Origin of the sequence: Escherichia sp. KTE96 (genome assembly GCF_000408525.1) — a bacterium.
GTDB classification, from domain to species: Bacteria; Pseudomonadota; Gammaproteobacteria; order Enterobacterales; family Enterobacteriaceae; genus Escherichia; species Escherichia marmotae.
In genome coordinates this window covers 846,477-864,703 of record NZ_KE137149.1, presented here as the reverse complement: position 1 = coordinate 864,703, position 18,227 = coordinate 846,477, and the positions used below count along the sequence as shown (strand labels likewise).

At 49.1% G+C, this 18,227-nt stretch carries 14 protein-coding genes and 1 tRNA gene; 11 read left to right on the top strand and 4 right to left on the bottom strand.

Features of this window, described 5'->3' with window-relative positions:
* Positions 1–24: 24 nt before the first annotated feature.
* From A1WG_RS10265 to A1WG_RS10275, 3 genes are all read right to left on the bottom strand, one after another.
* The gene (locus tag A1WG_RS10265; protein ID WP_000558209.1) at positions 25–378 is read right to left on the bottom strand and encodes a DUF4156 domain-containing protein; all 354 of its coding nucleotides are present in this window, start codon (positions 376–378) and stop codon (positions 25–27) included.
* Positions 379–515: 137 nt separating this feature from the next.
* Positions 516–2,162, bottom strand: a complete 1,647-nt coding sequence (gene groL, locus A1WG_RS10270; protein WP_000729132.1) for a chaperonin GroEL — start codon at positions 2,160–2,162, stop codon at positions 516–518.
* A 43-nt stretch (positions 2,163–2,205) separates the two neighbouring features.
* Entirely contained in the window at positions 2,206–2,499 is a 294-nt protein-coding gene (locus A1WG_RS10275) for a co-chaperone GroES (RefSeq protein ID WP_001026276.1), read from the bottom strand.
* A 275-nt stretch (positions 2,500–2,774) separates the two neighbouring features.
* On the opposite strand from A1WG_RS10275, the gene yjeH reads away from it, so the two are divergent.
* The gene (gene yjeH, locus A1WG_RS10280; protein WP_001517612.1) at positions 2,775–4,031 is read left to right on the top strand and encodes an L-methionine/branched-chain amino acid transporter; all 1,257 of its coding nucleotides are present in this window, start codon (positions 2,775–2,777) and stop codon (positions 4,029–4,031) included.
* 15 nt (positions 4,032–4,046) lie between these two features.
* On the opposite strand, the gene A1WG_RS10285 is transcribed toward yjeH, so the two are convergent.
* Positions 4,047–4,523, bottom strand: a complete 477-nt coding sequence (locus A1WG_RS10285; protein ID WP_001267441.1) for an FxsA family protein — start codon at positions 4,521–4,523, stop codon at positions 4,047–4,049.
* Positions 4,524–4,859: 336 nt separating this feature from the next.
* On the opposite strand from A1WG_RS10285, the gene aspA reads away from it, so the two are divergent.
* The 10 genes from aspA (at position 4,860) to dtpC (ending at position 18,217) form a co-directional block, all read left to right on the top strand.
* Complete coding sequence (gene aspA, locus A1WG_RS10290) at positions 4,860–6,296, top strand: aspartate ammonia-lyase (protein ID WP_001517611.1); 1,437 nt, start codon at positions 4,860–4,862, stop codon at positions 6,294–6,296.
* 117 nt (positions 6,297–6,413) lie between these two features.
* The gene (gene dcuA, locus A1WG_RS10295; protein ID WP_000961962.1) at positions 6,414–7,715 is read left to right on the top strand and encodes an anaerobic C4-dicarboxylate transporter DcuA; all 1,302 of its coding nucleotides are present in this window, start codon (positions 6,414–6,416) and stop codon (positions 7,713–7,715) included.
* Positions 7,716–7,830: 115 nt separating this feature from the next.
* Positions 7,831–8,169, top strand: coding sequence for a divalent cation tolerance protein CutA (gene cutA, locus A1WG_RS10300; protein WP_001517610.1), 339 nt, complete (start codon positions 7,831–7,833; stop codon positions 8,167–8,169).
* Positions 8,145–9,842: a protein-disulfide reductase DsbD gene (gene dsbD / locus A1WG_RS10305; RefSeq protein ID WP_001517609.1), complete on the top strand. Its 1,698-nt coding sequence runs from the start codon at positions 8,145–8,147 to the stop codon at positions 9,840–9,842. The genes cutA and dsbD overlap by 25 nt, the downstream gene beginning before the upstream one ends.
* Before the next feature lie 35 nt (positions 9,843–9,877).
* Positions 9,878–10,453, top strand: a complete 576-nt coding sequence (locus A1WG_RS10310) for a transcriptional regulator (RefSeq protein ID WP_001188522.1) — start codon at positions 9,878–9,880, stop codon at positions 10,451–10,453.
* 106 nt (positions 10,454–10,559) lie between these two features.
* Positions 10,560–10,635, top strand: a tRNA-Phe gene (locus tag A1WG_RS10315).
* Between the two features lie 602 nt (positions 10,636–11,237).
* On the top strand, positions 11,238–12,776 hold the full coding sequence (gene cadC / locus A1WG_RS10320) for a lysine decarboxylation/transport transcriptional activator CadC (RefSeq protein ID WP_001187163.1): 1,539 nt from the start codon (positions 11,238–11,240) through the stop codon (positions 12,774–12,776).
* A gap of 363 nt (positions 12,777–13,139) precedes the next feature.
* The gene (gene cadB, locus A1WG_RS10325) at positions 13,140–14,474 is read left to right on the top strand and encodes a cadaverine/lysine antiporter (RefSeq protein WP_001517608.1); all 1,335 of its coding nucleotides are present in this window, start codon (positions 13,140–13,142) and stop codon (positions 14,472–14,474) included.
* Positions 14,475–14,553: 79 nt separating this feature from the next.
* On the top strand, positions 14,554–16,701 hold the full coding sequence (cadA, locus tag A1WG_RS10330) for a lysine decarboxylase CadA (RefSeq protein WP_001517607.1): 2,148 nt from the start codon (positions 14,554–14,556) through the stop codon (positions 16,699–16,701).
* 58 nt (positions 16,702–16,759) lie between these two features.
* Positions 16,760–18,217, top strand: coding sequence for a dipeptide/tripeptide permease DtpC (gene dtpC, locus A1WG_RS10335; protein ID WP_001517606.1), 1,458 nt, complete (start codon positions 16,760–16,762; stop codon positions 18,215–18,217).
* Positions 18,218–18,227: the final 10 nt, after the last annotated feature.

Genomic DNA, 18,227 nt, shown 5'->3' with positions numbered 1-18,227 from the left:
TTGTCACCCAGCCTCGGAATCACATCAGTTCGGGCACTTATAAACCTGGCCGATAATCTGGCTATCAGTCGGAACGAAGCTGGACAACATCCCCTGCGACGGGCTGCTAATACCATAAATCACGTTACCGCCCATTGCGGCAGCCTGATTGCGCAGATCGTTTGCCGCACCACGCATAGAACCGCCTTCTTCGCCGTGTTGTCCGGAAAGCCAGTTACTTTGCTTACCTGTCGCAGTACCAATAAGTTGGCACTCTGCGCCTGGTTGCTCGTCCACAATGCGAACACTCTGACCGGCAGCACTCAATTCGTTACTGGAGCTACAACCCGCCATCAGTAGCGCGGCACCGACAATCCCTGCTAAGTATTTTACGTGCATGTTATTCCCCATAATCAATGAGCTGGACGCCCCTCGCGTCGTCCGTGTTTGAATCTTATACTAGAAAGATGACTAAAAGAAAAACCCCCAGACATTTCTGCCTGAGGGTTTCTTTATTTCTGCGAGGTGCAGGGCAATTACATCATGCCGCCCATGCCACCCATGCCGCCCATACCGCCAGCAGCGCCTAAGTCAGCCGCATCGTTTTTCGGCAGGTCGGTAACCATGCACTCGGTGGTGATCATCAGGCCAGCCACAGAAGCTGCGTACTGCAGAGCAGAACGAGTTACTTTGGTTGGATCCAGGATACCCATGTCGATCATGTTGCCGTATTCTTCGGTTGCAGCGTTGTAGCCGTAGTTGCCGTCGCCAGCTTTAACAGTGTTAGCAACAACTGACGGCTCTTCACCGCAGTTCAGTACGATCTGACGCAGCGGAGCTTCCATTGCACGCAGTGCAACTTTGATACCCACGTTCTGCTCTTCGTTCTGACCACGCAGGTCAGCCAGTTTAGACGCTACGCGGATCAGCGCAACACCACCACCAGCAACCACGCCTTCTTCTACCGCAGCACGGGTCGCGTGCAGGGCGTCTTCAACGCGTGCTTTTTTCTCTTTCATTTCAACTTCGGTAGCAGCACCCACTTTGATAACTGCAACGCCGCCTGCCAGTTTCGCTACGCGCTCCTGCAGTTTTTCACGGTCGTAGTCAGAAGTTGCTTCTTCAATCTGCTGACGGATCTGAGCAACACGGCCCTGGATTGCAGCTTCTTCACCCACGCCATCGATGATGGTGGTGGTGTCTTTGTTGATCACAACACGTTTAGCCTGGCCCAGGTCTTCCAGGGTTGCTTTTTCCAGTTCCATACCAATCTCTTCAGAGATTACAGTACCACCGGTCAGAGTAGCGATATCCTGGAGCATTGCTTTACGACGATCACCGAAGCCCGGTGCTTTAACCGCAGCCACTTTCACGATGCCGCGCATGGTGTTAACAACCAGAGTTGCCAGAGCTTCGCCTTCAACATCTTCAGCGATGATCAGCAGCGGTTTGCCTGCTTTTGCAACAGCTTCCAGAACTGGCAGCATTTCGCGGATGTTGGAGATTTTCTTATCAGCCAGCAGGATGAACGGGCTTTCCAGTTCTACTGCGCCAGTTTCCGGCTTGTTGATGAAGTAAGGAGACAGGTAGCCACGGTCGAACTGCATACCTTCAACCACGTCCAGTTCGTCCTGCAGACCAGTACCGTCCTCAACGGTGATAACGCCTTCTTTACCGACTTTGTCCATCGCTTCAGCGATCAGTTTACCTACGGTTTCGTCGGAGTTAGCGGAGATAGTACCAACCTGGGCAATAGCTTTAGAGTCAGAGCACGGTACAGACAGCGCTTTCAGTTCTTCAACTGCAGCGGTAACAGCTTTGTCGATACCACGCTTCAGGTCCATCGGGTTCATGCCCGCAGCAACAGCTTTCAGACCTTCAGTGATGATGGCCTGAGCCAGTACGGTTGCGGTGGTAGTACCGTCGCCTGCAGTGTCATTCGCTTTAGAGGCAACTTCTTTCACCATCTGCGCACCCATATTTTCGAACTTGTCTTCCAGTTCGATTTCACGAGCAACGGAAACACCATCTTTGGTGATGGTCGGTGCACCGAAAGATTTATCCAGAACTACGTTACGGCCTTTCGGACCGAGGGTAACTTTCACTGCATCTGCCAGTACGTTTACGCCGCGCAGCATTTTCACACGAGCGTCGTTACCGAATTTTACGTCTTTAGCTGCCATTATCTTTATTCCTTAAATTCGTATGTTCAGTGTCGTGCGCGGATTACGCTTCAACAATTGCCAGAATGTCGCTTTCGGACATGATCAACACTTCTTCATTGTCGATCTTCTCAGATTTCACACCGTAGCCATCGTTGAAAATAACGATGTCGCCAACTTTCACGTCCAGCGGCTTCACTTCGCCATTTTCAAGGATACGGCCATTGCCTACAGCCAGCACTTCGCCACGGGTAGATTTAGCCGCTGCAGAGCCGGTCAGAACGATGCCGCCAGCAGATTTAGTTTCAACTTCTTTACGCTTGACGATCACGCGATCATGCAATGGACGAATATTCATTGATAACTCTCCTTTGAGAAAGTCCGTATCTGTTATGGGTGACGCCGGACCTTACGTGGTTTCCCGGCTGGTGACCAGAGAAATGGGGATGAGGCCTCTCCCCTTCAAGGGGGAAAATGAAAAAAAATTCTGATCAGCACAAAATCGGGTAAAAATCCTGATTCACCTCACGTTTCATCGCAATTTCGACATCGCCGTCATAAGCGAATCTGATTGTGCTACCATCAAAAACCTGCGCAGTTGCCCAAAATTTGGGCGCAATCGGACATCAACCCATGAGTGGACTCAAACAAGAACTGGGGCTGGCCCAGGGCATCGGCCTGTTATCGACTTCATTGTTAGGCACCGGCGTGTTTGCCGTTCCTGCCTTAGCCGCCCTGGTGGCAGGCAATAATAGCCTGTGGGCCTGGCCTGTTCTGATAATCTTAGTTTTCCCGATTGCGATCGTGTTTGCGATTCTGGGTCGCCACTACCCCAGCGCGGGCGGTGTGGCGCATTTTGTCGGCATGGCGTTCGGTTCGCGGCTTGAGCGAGTCACAGGCTGGTTATTTTTATCAGTTATTCCCGTTGGCTTGCCCGCTGCGCTGCAAATTGCCGCCGGATTCGGCCAGGCGATGTTTGGCTGGTATGGCTGGCAACTGTTGATGGCTGAACTCGGTACGCTGGCGCTGGTGTGGTATATCGGTACTCGCGGTGCCAGTTCCAGTGCGAATCTACAAACGGTTATTGCCGGACTTATCGTCGCGCTGATTGTCGCCGTCTGGTGGGCGGCCGATATTAAACCTGCGAATATCCCCTTCCCTGCGCCAGGTGATATCGAACTTTCCGGGCTATTTGCTGCGTTATCGGTAATGTTCTGGTGCTTTGTCGGTCTGGAGGCGTTTGCTCACCTTGCCTCAGAATTTAAAAATCCGGAGCGTGATTTCCCCCGCGCTCTGATGATTGGTCTGGTGCTGGCAGGTTTAGTCTACTGGGGGTGTACGGTTGTCGTCTTACACTTCGACGCCTACGGTGAAAAAATGGCGGCGGCAGCATCGCTTCCGGAAATTGTGGTGCAACTGTTCGGTGTAGGGGCGCTGTGGATTGCCTGCGTGATTGGCTATCTGGCCTGCTTTGCCAGCCTCAACATTTATATACAGAGTTTCGCCCGCCTGGTCTGGTCGCAGGCGCAAGATAAACCCAACCACTACCTGGCGCGCCTCTCTTCTCGCCATATCCCGAACAATGCCCTCAATGCAGTGCTCGGCTGTTGCGTGGTGAGCACGTTGGTGATTCACACTTTAGAGATCAATCTGGACGCACTCATCATTTATGCCAACGGCATCTTTATTATGATCTATCTGCTGTGCATGCTGGCTGGCTGTAAATTATTAAAGGGACGTTATCGGCTACTGGCGGTGATTGGCGGACTGCTATGCATCCTGTTGCTGGCGATGGTCGGCTGGAAAAGCGTGTATGCATTGATCATGCTGGCGGGACTGTGGTTGTTCCTGCCGAAACGAAAAACGCCGGAAAATGGCATAACCACATAATCCGGCGTTTCAACATTAATCCTGACGATCGTCTTTATGATCAAGGCGATCGCGGTTGTCATCCTTACGCTGATACTCACCATCAAAAGTATTGCCGCCACCGGCTCCGGCACTAAATCCACCGCCCGGCATACGGGAAAAACGCAAATGCGGCATCAACTTCACGGTCAGATGTTTCTGCACTGGTGGCAATAAAAGAAGAAGACCGAGGAAATCGGTGAAAAAGCCCGGTAATAAAAGCAGCAAACCGGCAATGATCAACGAAACACTTTTAATCATTTCCGCCGCCGGATTTTCTCCCGCCGCCATTTTTTGTTGCATCAGCACAAAATTCTTAAATCCCTGGTTACGTACCAGCGACATACCAATAACTGACGTGAATATAACCAACACAAGAGTGAGTAATACCCCCAATACGTGGGCAACCTGAATAAAGATTGAAATCTCGATATAGACATAAAGGAAAATGGCAATAAAAGGTAACCAGCGCAAAGGTTTCTCCTGTAATAGCAACCGGTTAAATCCGGCCGCCTGAATGGTTTGCGAATCGCGTTCAGCTTATATTGTGGTCATTAGCAAAATTTCAAGACGTTTGCGCAACTATTTTTGGTAGTAATCCCAAAGCGGTGATCTATTTCACAAATTAATAATTAAGGGGTAAAAACCGACACTTAAAGTGATCCAGATTACGGTAGAAATCCTCAAGCAACATATGATCCCGAGTATTCGACTGATGCAGGGGATAATCGTCGGTCGAAAAACATTCGAAACCACATATATTCTGTGTGTTTAAAGCAAATCATTGGCAGCTTGAAAAAGAAGGTTCACATGTCAAACAACATTCGTATCGAAGAAGATCTGTTGGGTACCAGGGAAGTTCCAGCTGATGCCTACTATGGTGTTCACACTCTGAGAGCGATTGAAAACTTCTATATCAGCAACAACAAAATCAGCGATATTCCTGAATTTGTTCGCGGTATGGTAATGGTTAAAAAAGCCGCAGCTATGGCAAACAAAGAGCTGCAAACCATTCCTAAAAGTGTAGCGAATGCAATCATTGCTGCATGTGATGAAGTCCTGAATAACGGAAAATGCATGGATCAGTTCCCGGTAGACGTCTACCAGGGCGGCGCAGGTACTTCCGTCAACATGAACACCAACGAAGTGCTGGCCAATATCGGTCTGGAACTGATGGGACACCAGAAAGGTGAATATCAGTACCTGAATCCGAACGACCATGTTAACAAATGTCAGTCCACCAACGACGCCTACCCGACCGGTTTCCGCATCGCAGTTTACTCTTCCCTGATTAAACTGGTAGATGCTATTAACCAACTGCGCGAAGGTTTTGAGCGTAAAGCTGTCGAATTCCAGGACATCCTGAAAATGGGTCGTACCCAACTGCAGGACGCAGTACCAATGACCCTTGGTCAGGAATTCCGCGCTTTCAGCATCCTGCTGAAAGAGGAAGTGAAAAACATCCAACGTACCTCTGAACTGCTGCTGGAAGTTAACCTTGGCGCAACTGCCATCGGTACTGGCCTGAACACGCCGAAAGAGTACTCTCCGCTGGCAGTGAAAAAACTGGCTGAAGTCACTGGCTTCCCATGCGTTCCGGCTGAAGACCTCATCGAAGCGACCTCTGACTGCGGCGCTTACGTTATGGTTCACGGCGCGCTGAAACGCCTGGCTGTGAAGATGTCCAAAATCTGTAACGACCTGCGCCTGCTCTCTTCTGGCCCACGTGCCGGCCTGAATGAGATCAACCTGCCGGAACTGCAGGCAGGCTCTTCTATCATGCCAGCAAAAGTAAACCCGGTAGTTCCGGAAGTAGTTAACCAGGTATGCTTCAAAGTCATCGGTAACGACACCACTGTTACCATGGCAGCAGAAGCAGGTCAGCTTCAGTTGAACGTTATGGAGCCGGTCATTGGCCAGGCGATGTTTGAATCCGTTCACATTCTGACCAATGCTTGCTACAACCTGCTGGAAAAATGCATTAACGGCATCACTGCTAACAAAGAAGTGTGCGAAGGTTACGTTTACAACTCTATCGGTATCGTCACTTACCTGAACCCGTTCATCGGTCACCACAACGGTGACATCGTGGGTAAAATCTGTGCCGAAACAGGTAAGAGCGTGCGCGAAGTCGTTCTGGAGCGCGGTCTGTTGACTGAAGCGGAACTAGACGATATTTTCTCCGTACAGAACCTGATGCATCCGGCTTACAAAGCAAAACGCTATACTGATGAAAGCGAACAGTAATCGTACAGGGTAGTACAAATAAAAGAGGCACGTCAGATGGCGTGCCTTTTTTCTTGTGAGCAGTAACTTAAAAACAACAACCTGATATCAACTTGTTAAAAAACAAGGAAGGCTAATATGCTAGTTGTAGAACTCATCATCGTTTTGCTGGCGATCTTTTTGGGCGCCAGATTAGGGGGAATTGGTATTGGTTTTGCAGGTGGATTGGGGGTGCTGGTTCTTGCCGCTATCGGCGTCAAGCCTGGTAACATTCCGTTCGATGTAATTTCCATTATCATGGCGGTTATCGCTGCTATTTCTGCCATGCAGGTTGCTGGCGGTCTGGACTATCTGGTTCACCAGACAGAAAAGCTGCTGCGCCGTAACCCGAAATACATCACGATCCTCGCACCGATCGTGACCTATTTCCTGACCATCTTTGCGGGCACTGGCAACATCTCTCTGGCAACGCTGCCAGTTATCGCTGAAGTAGCGAAGGAACAAGGCGTTAAACCTTGCCGTCCACTGTCTACTGCGGTAGTTTCCGCGCAGATTGCGATCACCGCATCGCCAATCTCTGCGGCAGTGGTTTACATGTCTTCCGTAATGGAAGGTCATGGCATCAGCTACCTCCATTTGCTCTCCGTGGTCATCCCGTCCACCTTGCTGGCGGTTCTGGTGATGTCCTTCCTGGTCACCATGCTGTTCAATTCCAGGCTGTCTGACGATCCGATTTATCGCAAGCGTCTGGAAGAAGGTTTAGTTGAACTGCGCGGTGAGAAGCAGATTGAAATCAAACAAGGCGCGAAAGCGTCCGTCTGGCTGTTCCTGCTGGGCGTAGTCGGCGTGGTTATCTATGCGATCATCAACAGCCCGAGCATGGGTCTGGTTGAGAAACCGCTGATGAACACCACTAACGCCATCCTGATTATCATGCTGAGTGTTGCAACCCTGACCACTATTCTTTGCAAAGTGGATACCGACAACATCCTCAACTCCAGCACCTTCAAAGCAGGTATGAGCGCCTGTATTTGTATCCTGGGTGTTGCATGGCTGGGCGATACTTTCGTTTCCAACAACATCGACTGGATCAAAGATACCGCTGGTGAAGTGATTCAGGGTCATCCGTGGCTGCTGGCTGTCATCTTCTTCTTTGCTTCTGCTCTGCTGTACTCTCAGGCTGCAACCGCAAAAGCACTGATGCCGATGGCTCTGGCGCTGAACGTTTCTCCGCTGACCGCTGTTGCTTCTTTCGCAGCCGTGTCTGGCCTGTTCATTCTGCCGACCTACCCGACGCTGGTTGCGGCGGTACAGATGGATGACACGGGTACAACTCGTATCGGTAAATTCGTCTTCAACCATCCGTTCTTCATCCCGGGTACTCTGGGTGTTGCCCTGGCCGTTTGCTTCGGCTTCCTGCTGGGCAGTGTGATGCTGTAATAACAAATCGCGGGGCGTTCACGCCCCGCTTTCTTTCCCACCGACTAACATCCTTCCCTCGTCCGTTGTATAGTGACCTCTCTCTTGCGGTTCCATCTGTTCTAGCGAGGTGTTTATGCTTGATGAAAAAAGTTCGAATACCGCGTCTGTCGTGGTGCTGTGTACCGCGCCGGATGAAGCGACAGCCCAGGATCTGGCTGCCAAAGCGCTGGCAGAAAAACTGGCGGCCTGCGCAACCCTGATCCCCGGTGCAACCTCTCTCTATTACTGGGAGGGTAAGCTGGAACAGGAATATGAAGTACAGATGATCTTAAAAACCGATAAAGCTCACCAGCAGGCACTGCTGGAATGCCTGAAGGCTCATCATCCTTATCAAACACCTGAACTTCTGGTTTTACCTGTTACACATGGAGACACAGATTACCTCTCATGGCTCAACGCATCTTTACGCTGATCCTGCTATTTTGCAGCACTTCCGTTTTTGCCGGATTATTCGACGCGCCTGGACGTTCCCAATTCGTCCCCGCGGATCAAGCCTTTGCTTTTGATTTTCAGCAAAACCAGCATGACCTTAATCTGAGCTGGCAGATCAAAGACGGTTATTACCTCTACCGTAAACAGATCCGTATTACGCCTGAACAGGCGAAGATTGCCGACGTGCAACTGCCGTCAGGTGTCTGGCATGAAGATGAGTTTTACGGCAAAAGCGAGATTTACCGTGGGCGGCTGACGCTTCCCGTTACCATCAATCAGGCGGGTGCTGGTGCGACGTTGACGATTACTTACCAGGGATGCGCCGACGCCGGTTTCTGTTATCCGCCAGAAACTAAAATAGTGCCGTTAAGCGAAGTGCTCGCCAACAACGCGGCGCCACAACCTGCGCCAGTTCCGCAGCAAGAGCAACCCGCCGCGCAACTGCCCTTTTCTGCACTCTGGGCGCTGTTGATCGGTATCGGCATCGCCTTCACACCATGCGTGCTGCCGATGTACCCGCTGATTTCCGGCATCGTACTGGGCGGTAAACAGCGGCTATCCACCGCCAGAGCATTGCTGCTGACCTTTATTTATGTTCAGGGGATGGCGCTGACTTACACGGCACTGGGTCTGGTGGTTGCCGCCGCGGGATTACAGTTCCAGGCGGCGCTACAGCATCCTTACGTGCTTATCGGCCTCGCTATCGTCTTTACCTTGCTGGCGATGTCGATGTTTGGCTTGTTTACCCTGCAATTTCCCTCTTCCCTACAAACACGCCTCACGCTGATGAGTAATCGCCAGCAAGGCGGCTCGCCTGGCGGTGTGTTTGTTATGGGCGCAATTGCCGGATTGATCTGTTCACCATGCACTACCGCGCCACTTAGCGCGATTCTGCTGTATATCGCCCAAAGCGGGAACATGTGGCTGGGCGGCGGTACACTTTATCTCTATGCGCTGGGCATGGGACTACCGCTGATACTCATTACTGTCTTCGGCAACCGTCTGCTGCCGAAAAGCGGTCCGTGGATGGAACAGGTCAAAACCGCGTTTGGTTTTGTAATCCTGGCGCTGCCGGTCTTCCTGCTGGAGCGGGTGATTGGCGATGCCTGGGGATTACGCTTGTGGTCGGCGCTTGGCGTCGCGTTCTTTGGCTGGGCGTTTGTCACCAGCTTACAAGCCAAACGCGGCTGGATGCGCATGGTACAAATTATCCTGCTGGCAGCCGCGCTGGTAAGCGTGCGCCCACTCCAGGATTGGGCGTTTGGCGCGACGAGCACGGCACAATCTCAGACCCATCTCAACTTTAAAAAAATCAAAACAGTAGATGAGTTAAATCAGGCGCTCGTTGCAGCCAAAGGCAAACCGGTAATGCTAGATCTCTATGCCGACTGGTGCGTCGCCTGTAAAGAGTTCGAAAAAAACACCTTCAGTGACCCGCAGGTGCAAAAAGCGTTAGCAGACACGGTATTACTTCAGGCCAACGTCACTGCCAACGACGCACAAGATGTGGCGCTGTTAAAACATCTAAATGTCCTTGGCCTACCGACGATTCTGTTTTTTGACGGACAAGGTCAGGAGCATCCACAAGCACGAGTCACGGGCTTTATGGATGCAGAAACCTTCAGCGCACATTTGCGCGATCGCCAACCGTGAACGACACTTCAGTGGGAAAGACGGAGGAAAATAGCGTGCAACGTGAAGATGTACTGGGAGAAGCCCTGAAATTATTAGAGTTACAAGGGATTGCTAACACTACGCTGGAGATGGTTGCTGAACGAGTGGATTATCCGTTGGAAGCGCTCCAGCGTTTCTGGCCAGACAAAGAGGCCATCCTCTACGATGCGCTGCGCTATCTTAGCCAACAGATAGATGTCTGGCGTCGTCAACTGATGCTGGATGAAACGCAATCTGCTGAACAAAAGCTGCTGGCGCGTTATCAGGCATTATCAGAATGCGTTAAAAACAACCGCTATCCGGGCTGTCTGTTTATCGCTGCCTGCACGTTTTATCCCGATCCCGACCACCCTATCCATCAACTGGCCGATCAGCAAAAAAGCGCGGCGTATGATTTCACCCACGAACTGTTAACCACCCTGGAAGTTGACGACCCGGCAATGGTGGCAAAGCAGATGGAACTGGTGCTGGAAGGGTGTTTAAGTCGCATGCTGGTGAATCGCAGCCAGGCGGATGTCGACACCGCACACCGACTGGCGGAAGATATCCTGCGCTTCGCCCGCTGCCGTCAGGGTGGGGCACTGACCTGACAGAAATACAGAAAACAAGCGATTTGCCGCAAACTTAAGCAATTGAATCGTTTTTACTGAAATTAGGTTGACGAGATGTGCAGATTACGGTTTAATGCGCCCCGTTGCCCGGATAGCTCAGTCGGTAGAGCAGGGGATTGAAAATCCCCGTGTCCTTGGTTCGATTCCGAGTCCGGGCACCAAATTCATATAAACGGACCTCCACGGAGGTCCGTTTTTCGTTTCAGGACGCCACAATTTAAGCGTTCTGCCTCCAAATCAATTCTGCCGAACTCAACCCGATTCTCCCCCACATCACCAGCATTTTGCGGGTATATCCCGGTTCGAGAAAATTTGTCCCTAAGCTATAGCACTGACTGACGCGAAATGTCGCGCGGCCCCGTAATGCTGTTGAACGTCAAATGACGTCATCAGGAGCGTAATGCATCCATAAACAGAACGCCGACTGATGAGATTCTGAATGCGAACAAAGAAAAATGTATCAGTCCGTTTGCTCATGCAAAGACTAACAATCCATTAAAATAGTAAGCGCTTCGGGCCATTTTCCGGGAATTATTTTCTGAACATTTTTCTTTGGCAAAGATGATGAATTTTGATGGTAAGGCAAATTACTTCTGGTTCTCATTAAAGTTCTTTCGTAAGGCTATGTAATCAAGAAGTTTATGGCTGGTAAGAATAACGTATTCTATTCACCAATAATATGTAAAGACATTCATCAATAGATGGTAAAAATAGGTTATGGCAATTATCATTGGGCCAGTCCCTTTTCGAGTGAGTTTCTATTATGCAACAACCTGTAGTTCGCGTTGGCGAATGGCTTGTTACTCCGTCCATAAACCAAATAAGTCGCAACGGGCGTCAACTAACCCTGGAGCCACGATTAATCGATCTTCTGGTTTTCTTTGCTCAACATAGTGGTGAAGTACTTAGTAGAGATGAACTTATCGATAATGTGTGGAAGAGGAGTATCGTCACCAATCACGTTGTAACACAGAGTATCTCAGAACTGCGTAAGTCATTAAAAGATAATGATGAAGATAGTCCTGTCTATATCGCTACTGTACCGAAGCGCGGTTATAAATTAATGGTTCCGGTTATATGGTGCAGCGAAGAGGAAGGGGAGGAAATGATGTTATCTTCGTCTCCTCCTATACCAGAGGCGACTCCTGACACAGATCCCCCCATCCACAGTCCAGATATCCAATACCCCCCAAAGCCACCTGAACATCCCCCAGTTAGATGCAAACGATTAACTGCCTTTTGGGTATGGTTTTTTTTCCTGTTGTCGTTAGGTATCTGTGTCGTACTCGTGGCATTCTCCAGCCTGGAAACGCGTCTTCCTTTGAGTAAATCGCGTATTTTGCTCAATCCACGCGATATTGACATTAATATGGTGAATAACAGTTGTAACAATTGGACTTCTCCGTATCAGCGCTCTTACGCGATAGGTGTGGGCGATTTGGTGGCTACGTCACTTAATACCTTCTCCACCTTTATGGTGCATGACAAAATTAACTACAACATTGATGAACCGAGCAGCTCTGGTAAAACGTTATCTATTGCATTTGTTAATCAACGCCAATACCGCGCTCAGCAGTGCTTTATGTCGGTGAAATTGGTAGACAATGCAGATGGTTCAACCATGCTGGATAAACGTTATGTCATCACTAACGGTAACCAGTTGGCAATTCAAAATGATTTACTTGAGAGTTTATCAAAGGCATTGAATCAACCGTGGCCACAACGAATGCAGGAGATGTTCCAACAAATATTGCCTCATCGAGGTGCTTTATTAACTAATTTTTATCAAGCGCATGATTATTTAATGCATGGTGATGAAAAATCATTGAACCGTGCCAGTGAATTATTAGGTGAGATTATTGAATCATCTCCTGAATTTATCTATGCGAGAGCAGAAAAAGCATTAGTTGATATAGTACGTCATTCTCAGCACCCTTTAGATGAAAAACAATTAGCAGCACTGAATACAGAAATTGATAACATTGCTACAATGCCGGGCATGAATAATCTAGCCATTTTCTATCAAATAAAAGCTGTCAGTGCCCTGGAAAATGGAAAAATAGAGGAGTCGTATCAGGCGATAAATACTGGAATTGATCTTGAAATGTCCTGGCTAAACTATGTGTTGCTTGGCAAAGTTTACGAAATGAAGGGGATGAACCGTGAAGCTGCTGATGCATATCTCACAGCCTTTAATTTACGTCCTGGTACAAACACCCTTTACTGGATTGAAAATGGTATATTCCAGACTTCTGTTCCTTATGTTGTTCCTTATCTCGACAAATTTCTCGCTTCAGAATAAGTGACTCCCGCGTTGATTCATGCACGGGAATACTGGATGTTGAATTTTTGTGTGTTTTTATTGGTGTAATATGTTGCGGCATTTTATTTGTCGCATAATTTTTATCACATAACCTTAACCACAAATATGCACATAACCCATTGTAAACATTAAATGTTTATCTTTTCATGATATCAACTTGCGATTCTTATCTGTTAATGGAGAGCTCAAATTCTCACTTACATAAACTTTTGTATTATTTCACCTAATCTTTAGGATTAATCTTTTTTTTTGAGTAATCTTGTCGCCAGTTTGGTCTGGTCAGTAAATAGTTACGCATCATGACCCGGACTCCAAATTCAAAAATGAAATTAGGAGAAGAGCATGAGTTCTGCCAAGAAGATCGGGCTATTTGCCTGTACCGGTGTTGTTGCCGGTAATATGATGGGGAGCGGTATTGCATTATTACCTGCGAACCTTGCAAGTATCGGTGGTATTGCTATCTGGGGTTGGATTATCTCTATTATTGGTGCAATGTCGTTGGCTTATGTATATGCCCGACTGGCAACAAAAAACCCGCAACAAGGTGGCCCAATTGCTTATGCCGGAGAAATTTCTCCTGCATTTGGTTTTCAGACAGGTGTTCTTTATTACCATGCTAACTGGATTGGTAACCTGGCGATTGGTATTACCGCTGTATCTTATCTTTCCACCTTCTTCCCGGTATTAAATGATCCTGTCCCGGCGGGTATCGCCTGTATTGCTATCGTCTGGATATTTACCTTTGTAAATATGCTCGGCGGTACTTGGGTAAGCCGTTTAACCACTATTGGTCTGGTGCTGGTTCTTATTCCTGTAGTTATGACTGCTATTGTTGGCTGGCATTGGTTTGATGCTGCAACTTATGCAGCTAACTGGAACACTGCTAATACCACTGATGGCCATGCGATCATTAAAAGTATTCTGCTCTGCCTGTGGGCCTTTGTGGGTGTGGAATCCGCAGCGGTAAGTACGGGTATGGTTAAAAACCCGAAACGTACCGTTCCACTGGCAACCATGCTGGGTACTGGTTTAGCAGGTATTGTTTATATTGCTGCAACTCAAGTGCTTTCCGGTATGTATCCGTCTTCTGTAATGGCAGCTTCCGGTGCTCCGTTTGCAATCAGTGCTTCTACTATCCTGGGTAACTGGGCTGCGCCGCTGGTTTCTGCATTCACCGCCTTTGCATGCCTGACGTCTCTGGGTTCCTGGATGATGCTGGTAGGCCAGGCAGGTGTGCGTGCCGCTAACGACGGTAACTTCCCGAAAGTTTATGGCGAAGTCGACAGCAACGGTATTCCGAAAAAAGGTCTGCTGCTGGCTGCTGTGAAAATGACTGCCCTGATGATCCTGATCACCCTGATGAACTCTGCCGGTGGTAAAGCATCTGACCTGTTTGGTGAACTGACCGGTATCGCAGTACTGCTGACTATGCTGCCGTACTTCTACTCTTGCGTTGACCTGATTCGTTTTGAAGGCGTTAACATCCGCAACTTTGTCAGCCTGATCTGCTCTGTACTGGGTTGCGTGTTCTGCTTCATCGCTCTGATGGGTGCAAGCTCCTTCGAGCTGGCAGGAACCTTCATCGTCAGCCTGATTATCCTGATGTTCTACGCTCGCAAAATGCACGAGCGCCAGAGCCACTCAATGGATAACCACACTGCATCTAACGCACATTAATTAAAAGTATTTTCCGAGGCTCCTCCTTTCATTTTGTCCCATGTGTTGGGAGGGGCCTTCTTTACCTGGAGATATGACTATGAACGTTATTGCAATATTGAATCACATGGGGGTTTATTTTAAAGAAGAACCCATCCGTGAACTTCATCGCGCGCTTGAACGTCTGAACTTCCAGATTGTTTACCCGAACGACCGTGACGACTTATTAAAATTGATCGAAAACAATGCGCGTCTGTGCGGTGTTATTTTTGACTGGGATAAATATAATCTCGAGCTGTGCGAAGAAATTAGCAAAATGAACGAGAACCTGCCGTTGTACGCGTTCGCTAATACGTATTCCACTCTCGATGTAAGCCTGAACGATCTGCGTTTACAGATTAGCTTCTTTGAATATGCGCTGGGTGCTGCTGATGATATTGCTAACAAGATCAAGCAGACCACTGACGAATATATCAACACTATTCTGCCTCCGCTGACCAAAGCACTGTTTAAATATGTTCGTGAAGGTAAATATACTTTCTGTACTCCTGGTCACATGGGCGGTACCGCATTCCAGAAAAGCCCGGTAGGTAGCCTGTTCTATGATTTCTTTGGTCCGAACACCATGAAATCTGATATTTCCATTTCAGTATCTGAACTGGGTTCTCTGCTGGATCACAGCGGTCCACACAAAGAAGCAGAACAGTATATCGCCCGCGTATTTAACGCAGACCGCAGCTACATGGTGACTAACGGTACTTCCACTGCCAACAAAATTGTCGGTATGTACTCGGCTCCGGCAGGCAGCACCATTCTGATTGACCGTAACTGCCACAAATCGCTGACCCATCTGATGATGATGAGCGATGTTACACCAATCTATTTCCGCCCGACCCGTAACGCTTACGGTATTCTTGGTGGTATCCCACAGAGTGAATTCCAGCACGCTACCATTGCTAAGCGCGTTAAAGAAACACCAAACGCAACCTGGCCGGTACATGCCGTAATTACTAACTCTACCTATGATGGTCTGCTGTACAACACCGACTTCATCAAGAAAACACTGGATGTAAAATCCATCCACTTTGACTCCGCATGGGTGCCTTACACCAACTTCTCTCCAATTTACGAAGGTAAATGTGGTATGAGCGGTGGCCGTGTAGAAGGGAAAGTGATTTATGAAACCCAGTCCACTCACAAACTGCTGGCGGCATTCTCTCAGGCTTCCATGATCCACGTTAAAGGTGATGTAAACGAAGAAACCTTTAACGAAGCCTACATGATGCACACCACCACCTCTCCGCACTACGGTATCGTGGCCTCCACTGAAACCGCTGCGGCGATGATGAAAGGTAATGCCGGTAAGCGTCTGATCAACGGTTCCATTGAACGTGCGATCAAGTTCCGTAAAGAGATCAAACGCCTGAGAACGGAATCTGATGGCTGGTTCTTTGATGTATGGCAGCCGGATCATATCGATACCACTGAATGCTGGCCGCTGCGTTCTGACAGCACCTGGCACGGCTTCAAAAACATCGATAATGAACACATGTATCTTGACCCGATCAAAGTCACCCTGCTGACTCCGGGGATGGAAAAAGACGGCACCATGAGCGAGTTCGGTATTCCGGCCAGCATCGTGGCGAAATACCTCGACGAACATGGCATCGTTGTTGAGAAGACCGGTCCGTATAACCTGCTGTTCCTGTTCAGCATCGGTATCGATAAGACCAAAGCACTGAGCCTGCTGCGTGCTCTGACTGACTTCAAACGTGCGTTCGACCTGAACCTGCGTGTGAAAAACATGCTGCCGTCTCTGTATCGTGAAGATCCTGAATTCTATGAAAACATGCGTATTCAGGAACTGGCGCAGAATATCCACAAACTGATTGTTCACCACAATCTGCCGGATCTGATGTATCGCGCATTTGAAGTTCTGCCGACGATGGTAATGACTCCGTATGCTGCGTTCCAGAAAGAGCTGCACGGTATGACCGAAGAAGTTTACCTCGACGAAATGGTAGGTCGTATTAACGCCAATATGATCCTTCCGTATCCGCCGGGAGTTCCTCTGGTAATGCCGGGTGAAATGATCACCGAAGAAAGCCGTCCGGTTCTGGAGTTCCTGCAGATGCTGTGTGAAATCGGCGCTCACTATCCGGGCTTTGAAACCGACATTCACGGTGCATACCGTCAGGCTGATGGCCGCTATACCGTTAAGGTATTGAAAGAAGAAAACAAAAAATAATTAGCTCGTACAAGGGAAGTGGCTTGCCACTTCCCTTTTTTGCTCATAAGGAGAACACATGAAAACACCCTCACAGCCGCGCGCGATATACTATATCGTGGCGATCCAGATCTGGGAGTACTTCAGTTTTTACGGCATGCGTGCCTTACTCATTCTCTATCTCACCCATCAGCTTGGTTTTGATGATAACCATGCCATCAGCCTGTTCAGCGCATATGCATCTCTGGTTTATGTTACCCCTATTCTCGGCGGCTGGCTTGCCGACCGCCTGCTCGGCAACCGCACTGCAGTAATTGCCGGCGCGCTGTTAATGACCCTTGGCCATGTGGTACTGGGCATTGATACAAATTCAACCTTTAGCCTGTATCTGGCGCTGGCAATCATTATTTGTGGTTACGGTTTATTCAAATCAAACATTAGCTGTTTACTTGGCGAGCTCTATGACGCGGACGATCATCGACGTGATGGTGGTTTTTCGCTGCTATATGCCGCGGGCAATATCGGTTCTATCGCCGCCCCCATCGCCTGTGGCCTGGCTGCACAGTGGTATGGTTGGCATGTTGGCTTTGCCCTTGCGGGCGGCGGCATGTTTATCGGTTTGTTGATATTCCTGAGTGGTCATCGTCATTTCCAATCCACGCGAGGTATGGATAAAAAAGCACTCACTCGCGTGAAGTTTGCCTTGCCGGTATGGAGTTGGTTGGTGGTGATGCTCTGTTTAGCCCCGGTATTTTTTACCCTATTGCTGGAAAACGACTGGTCCGGATATTTGCTGGCGATCGTTTGCCTTATTGCTGCACAAATCATTGCCCGCATGATGATCAAATTCCCCGAACACCGCCGTGCTCTTTGGCAAATTGTATTGTTGATGTTTGTCGGGACGTTGTTCTGGGTACTGGCACAACAGGGCGGCAGTACCATCAGCTTGTTTATCGATCGCTTTGTGAATCGTCAGGCATTCAATATTGAAGTACCTACTGCGCTATTCCAGTCGGTGAATGCAATTGCGGTGATGCTCGCTGGGGTTGTACTTGCCTGGCTGGCGTCGCCAGAAAGCCGCGGCAACTCAACATTGCGCGTCTGGCTGAAGTTTGCCTTTGGCTTACTGCTGATGGCTTGTGGCTTTATGTTGCTGGCATTTGATGCCCGACATGCAGCGGCTGGCGGTCAAGCGTCAATGGGCGTGATGATATCCGGGTTGGCGCTAATGGGCTTTGCCGAACTCTTTATTGATCCGGTGGCGATTGCGCAAATCACGCGCCTGAAAATGTCTGGCGTATTAACCGGTATTTATATGCTGGCAACAGGCGCGGTCGCCAACTGGCTGGCAGGCGTAGTGGCACAACAGACGACAGAGTCGCAAATTAGCGGTATGGCAATTGCAGCTTACCAGCGATTCTTTTCCCAGATGGGAGAGTGGACGTTGGCTTGTGTCGCGATCATCGTGGTATTGGCCTTTGCTACCCGATTTCTGTTTAGCACGCCGACCAATATGATACAGGAAAGCAACGATTAACTGCCGTGAA

Excerpts from the sequence above, each read along its gene's own strand:
- A1WG_RS10265 (WP_000558209.1), bottom strand. The coding sequence starts at position 378 with ATGCACGTAAAATACTTAGCAGGGATTGTCGGTGCCGCGCTACTGATG.
- groL (WP_000729132.1), bottom strand. The coding sequence starts at position 2,162 with ATGGCAGCTAAAGACGTAAAATTCGGTAACGACGCTCGTGTGAAAATG.
- A1WG_RS10275 (WP_001026276.1), bottom strand. The coding sequence starts at position 2,499 with ATGAATATTCGTCCATTGCATGATCGCGTGATCGTCAAGCGTAAAGAA.
- yjeH (WP_001517612.1), top strand. The coding sequence starts at position 2,775 with ATGAGTGGACTCAAACAAGAACTGGGGCTGGCCCAGGGCATCGGCCTG.
- aspA (WP_001517611.1), top strand. The coding sequence starts at position 4,860 with ATGTCAAACAACATTCGTATCGAAGAAGATCTGTTGGGTACCAGGGAA.
- dcuA (WP_000961962.1), top strand. The coding sequence starts at position 6,414 with ATGCTAGTTGTAGAACTCATCATCGTTTTGCTGGCGATCTTTTTGGGC.
- cutA (WP_001517610.1), top strand. The coding sequence starts at position 7,831 with ATGCTTGATGAAAAAAGTTCGAATACCGCGTCTGTCGTGGTGCTGTGT.
- dsbD (WP_001517609.1), top strand. The coding sequence starts at position 8,145 with ATGGCTCAACGCATCTTTACGCTGATCCTGCTATTTTGCAGCACTTCC.
- cadC (WP_001187163.1), top strand. The coding sequence starts at position 11,238 with ATGCAACAACCTGTAGTTCGCGTTGGCGAATGGCTTGTTACTCCGTCC.
- cadB (WP_001517608.1), top strand. The coding sequence starts at position 13,140 with ATGAGTTCTGCCAAGAAGATCGGGCTATTTGCCTGTACCGGTGTTGTT.
- cadA (WP_001517607.1), top strand. The coding sequence starts at position 14,554 with ATGAACGTTATTGCAATATTGAATCACATGGGGGTTTATTTTAAAGAA.
- dtpC (WP_001517606.1), top strand. The coding sequence starts at position 16,760 with ATGAAAACACCCTCACAGCCGCGCGCGATATACTATATCGTGGCGATC.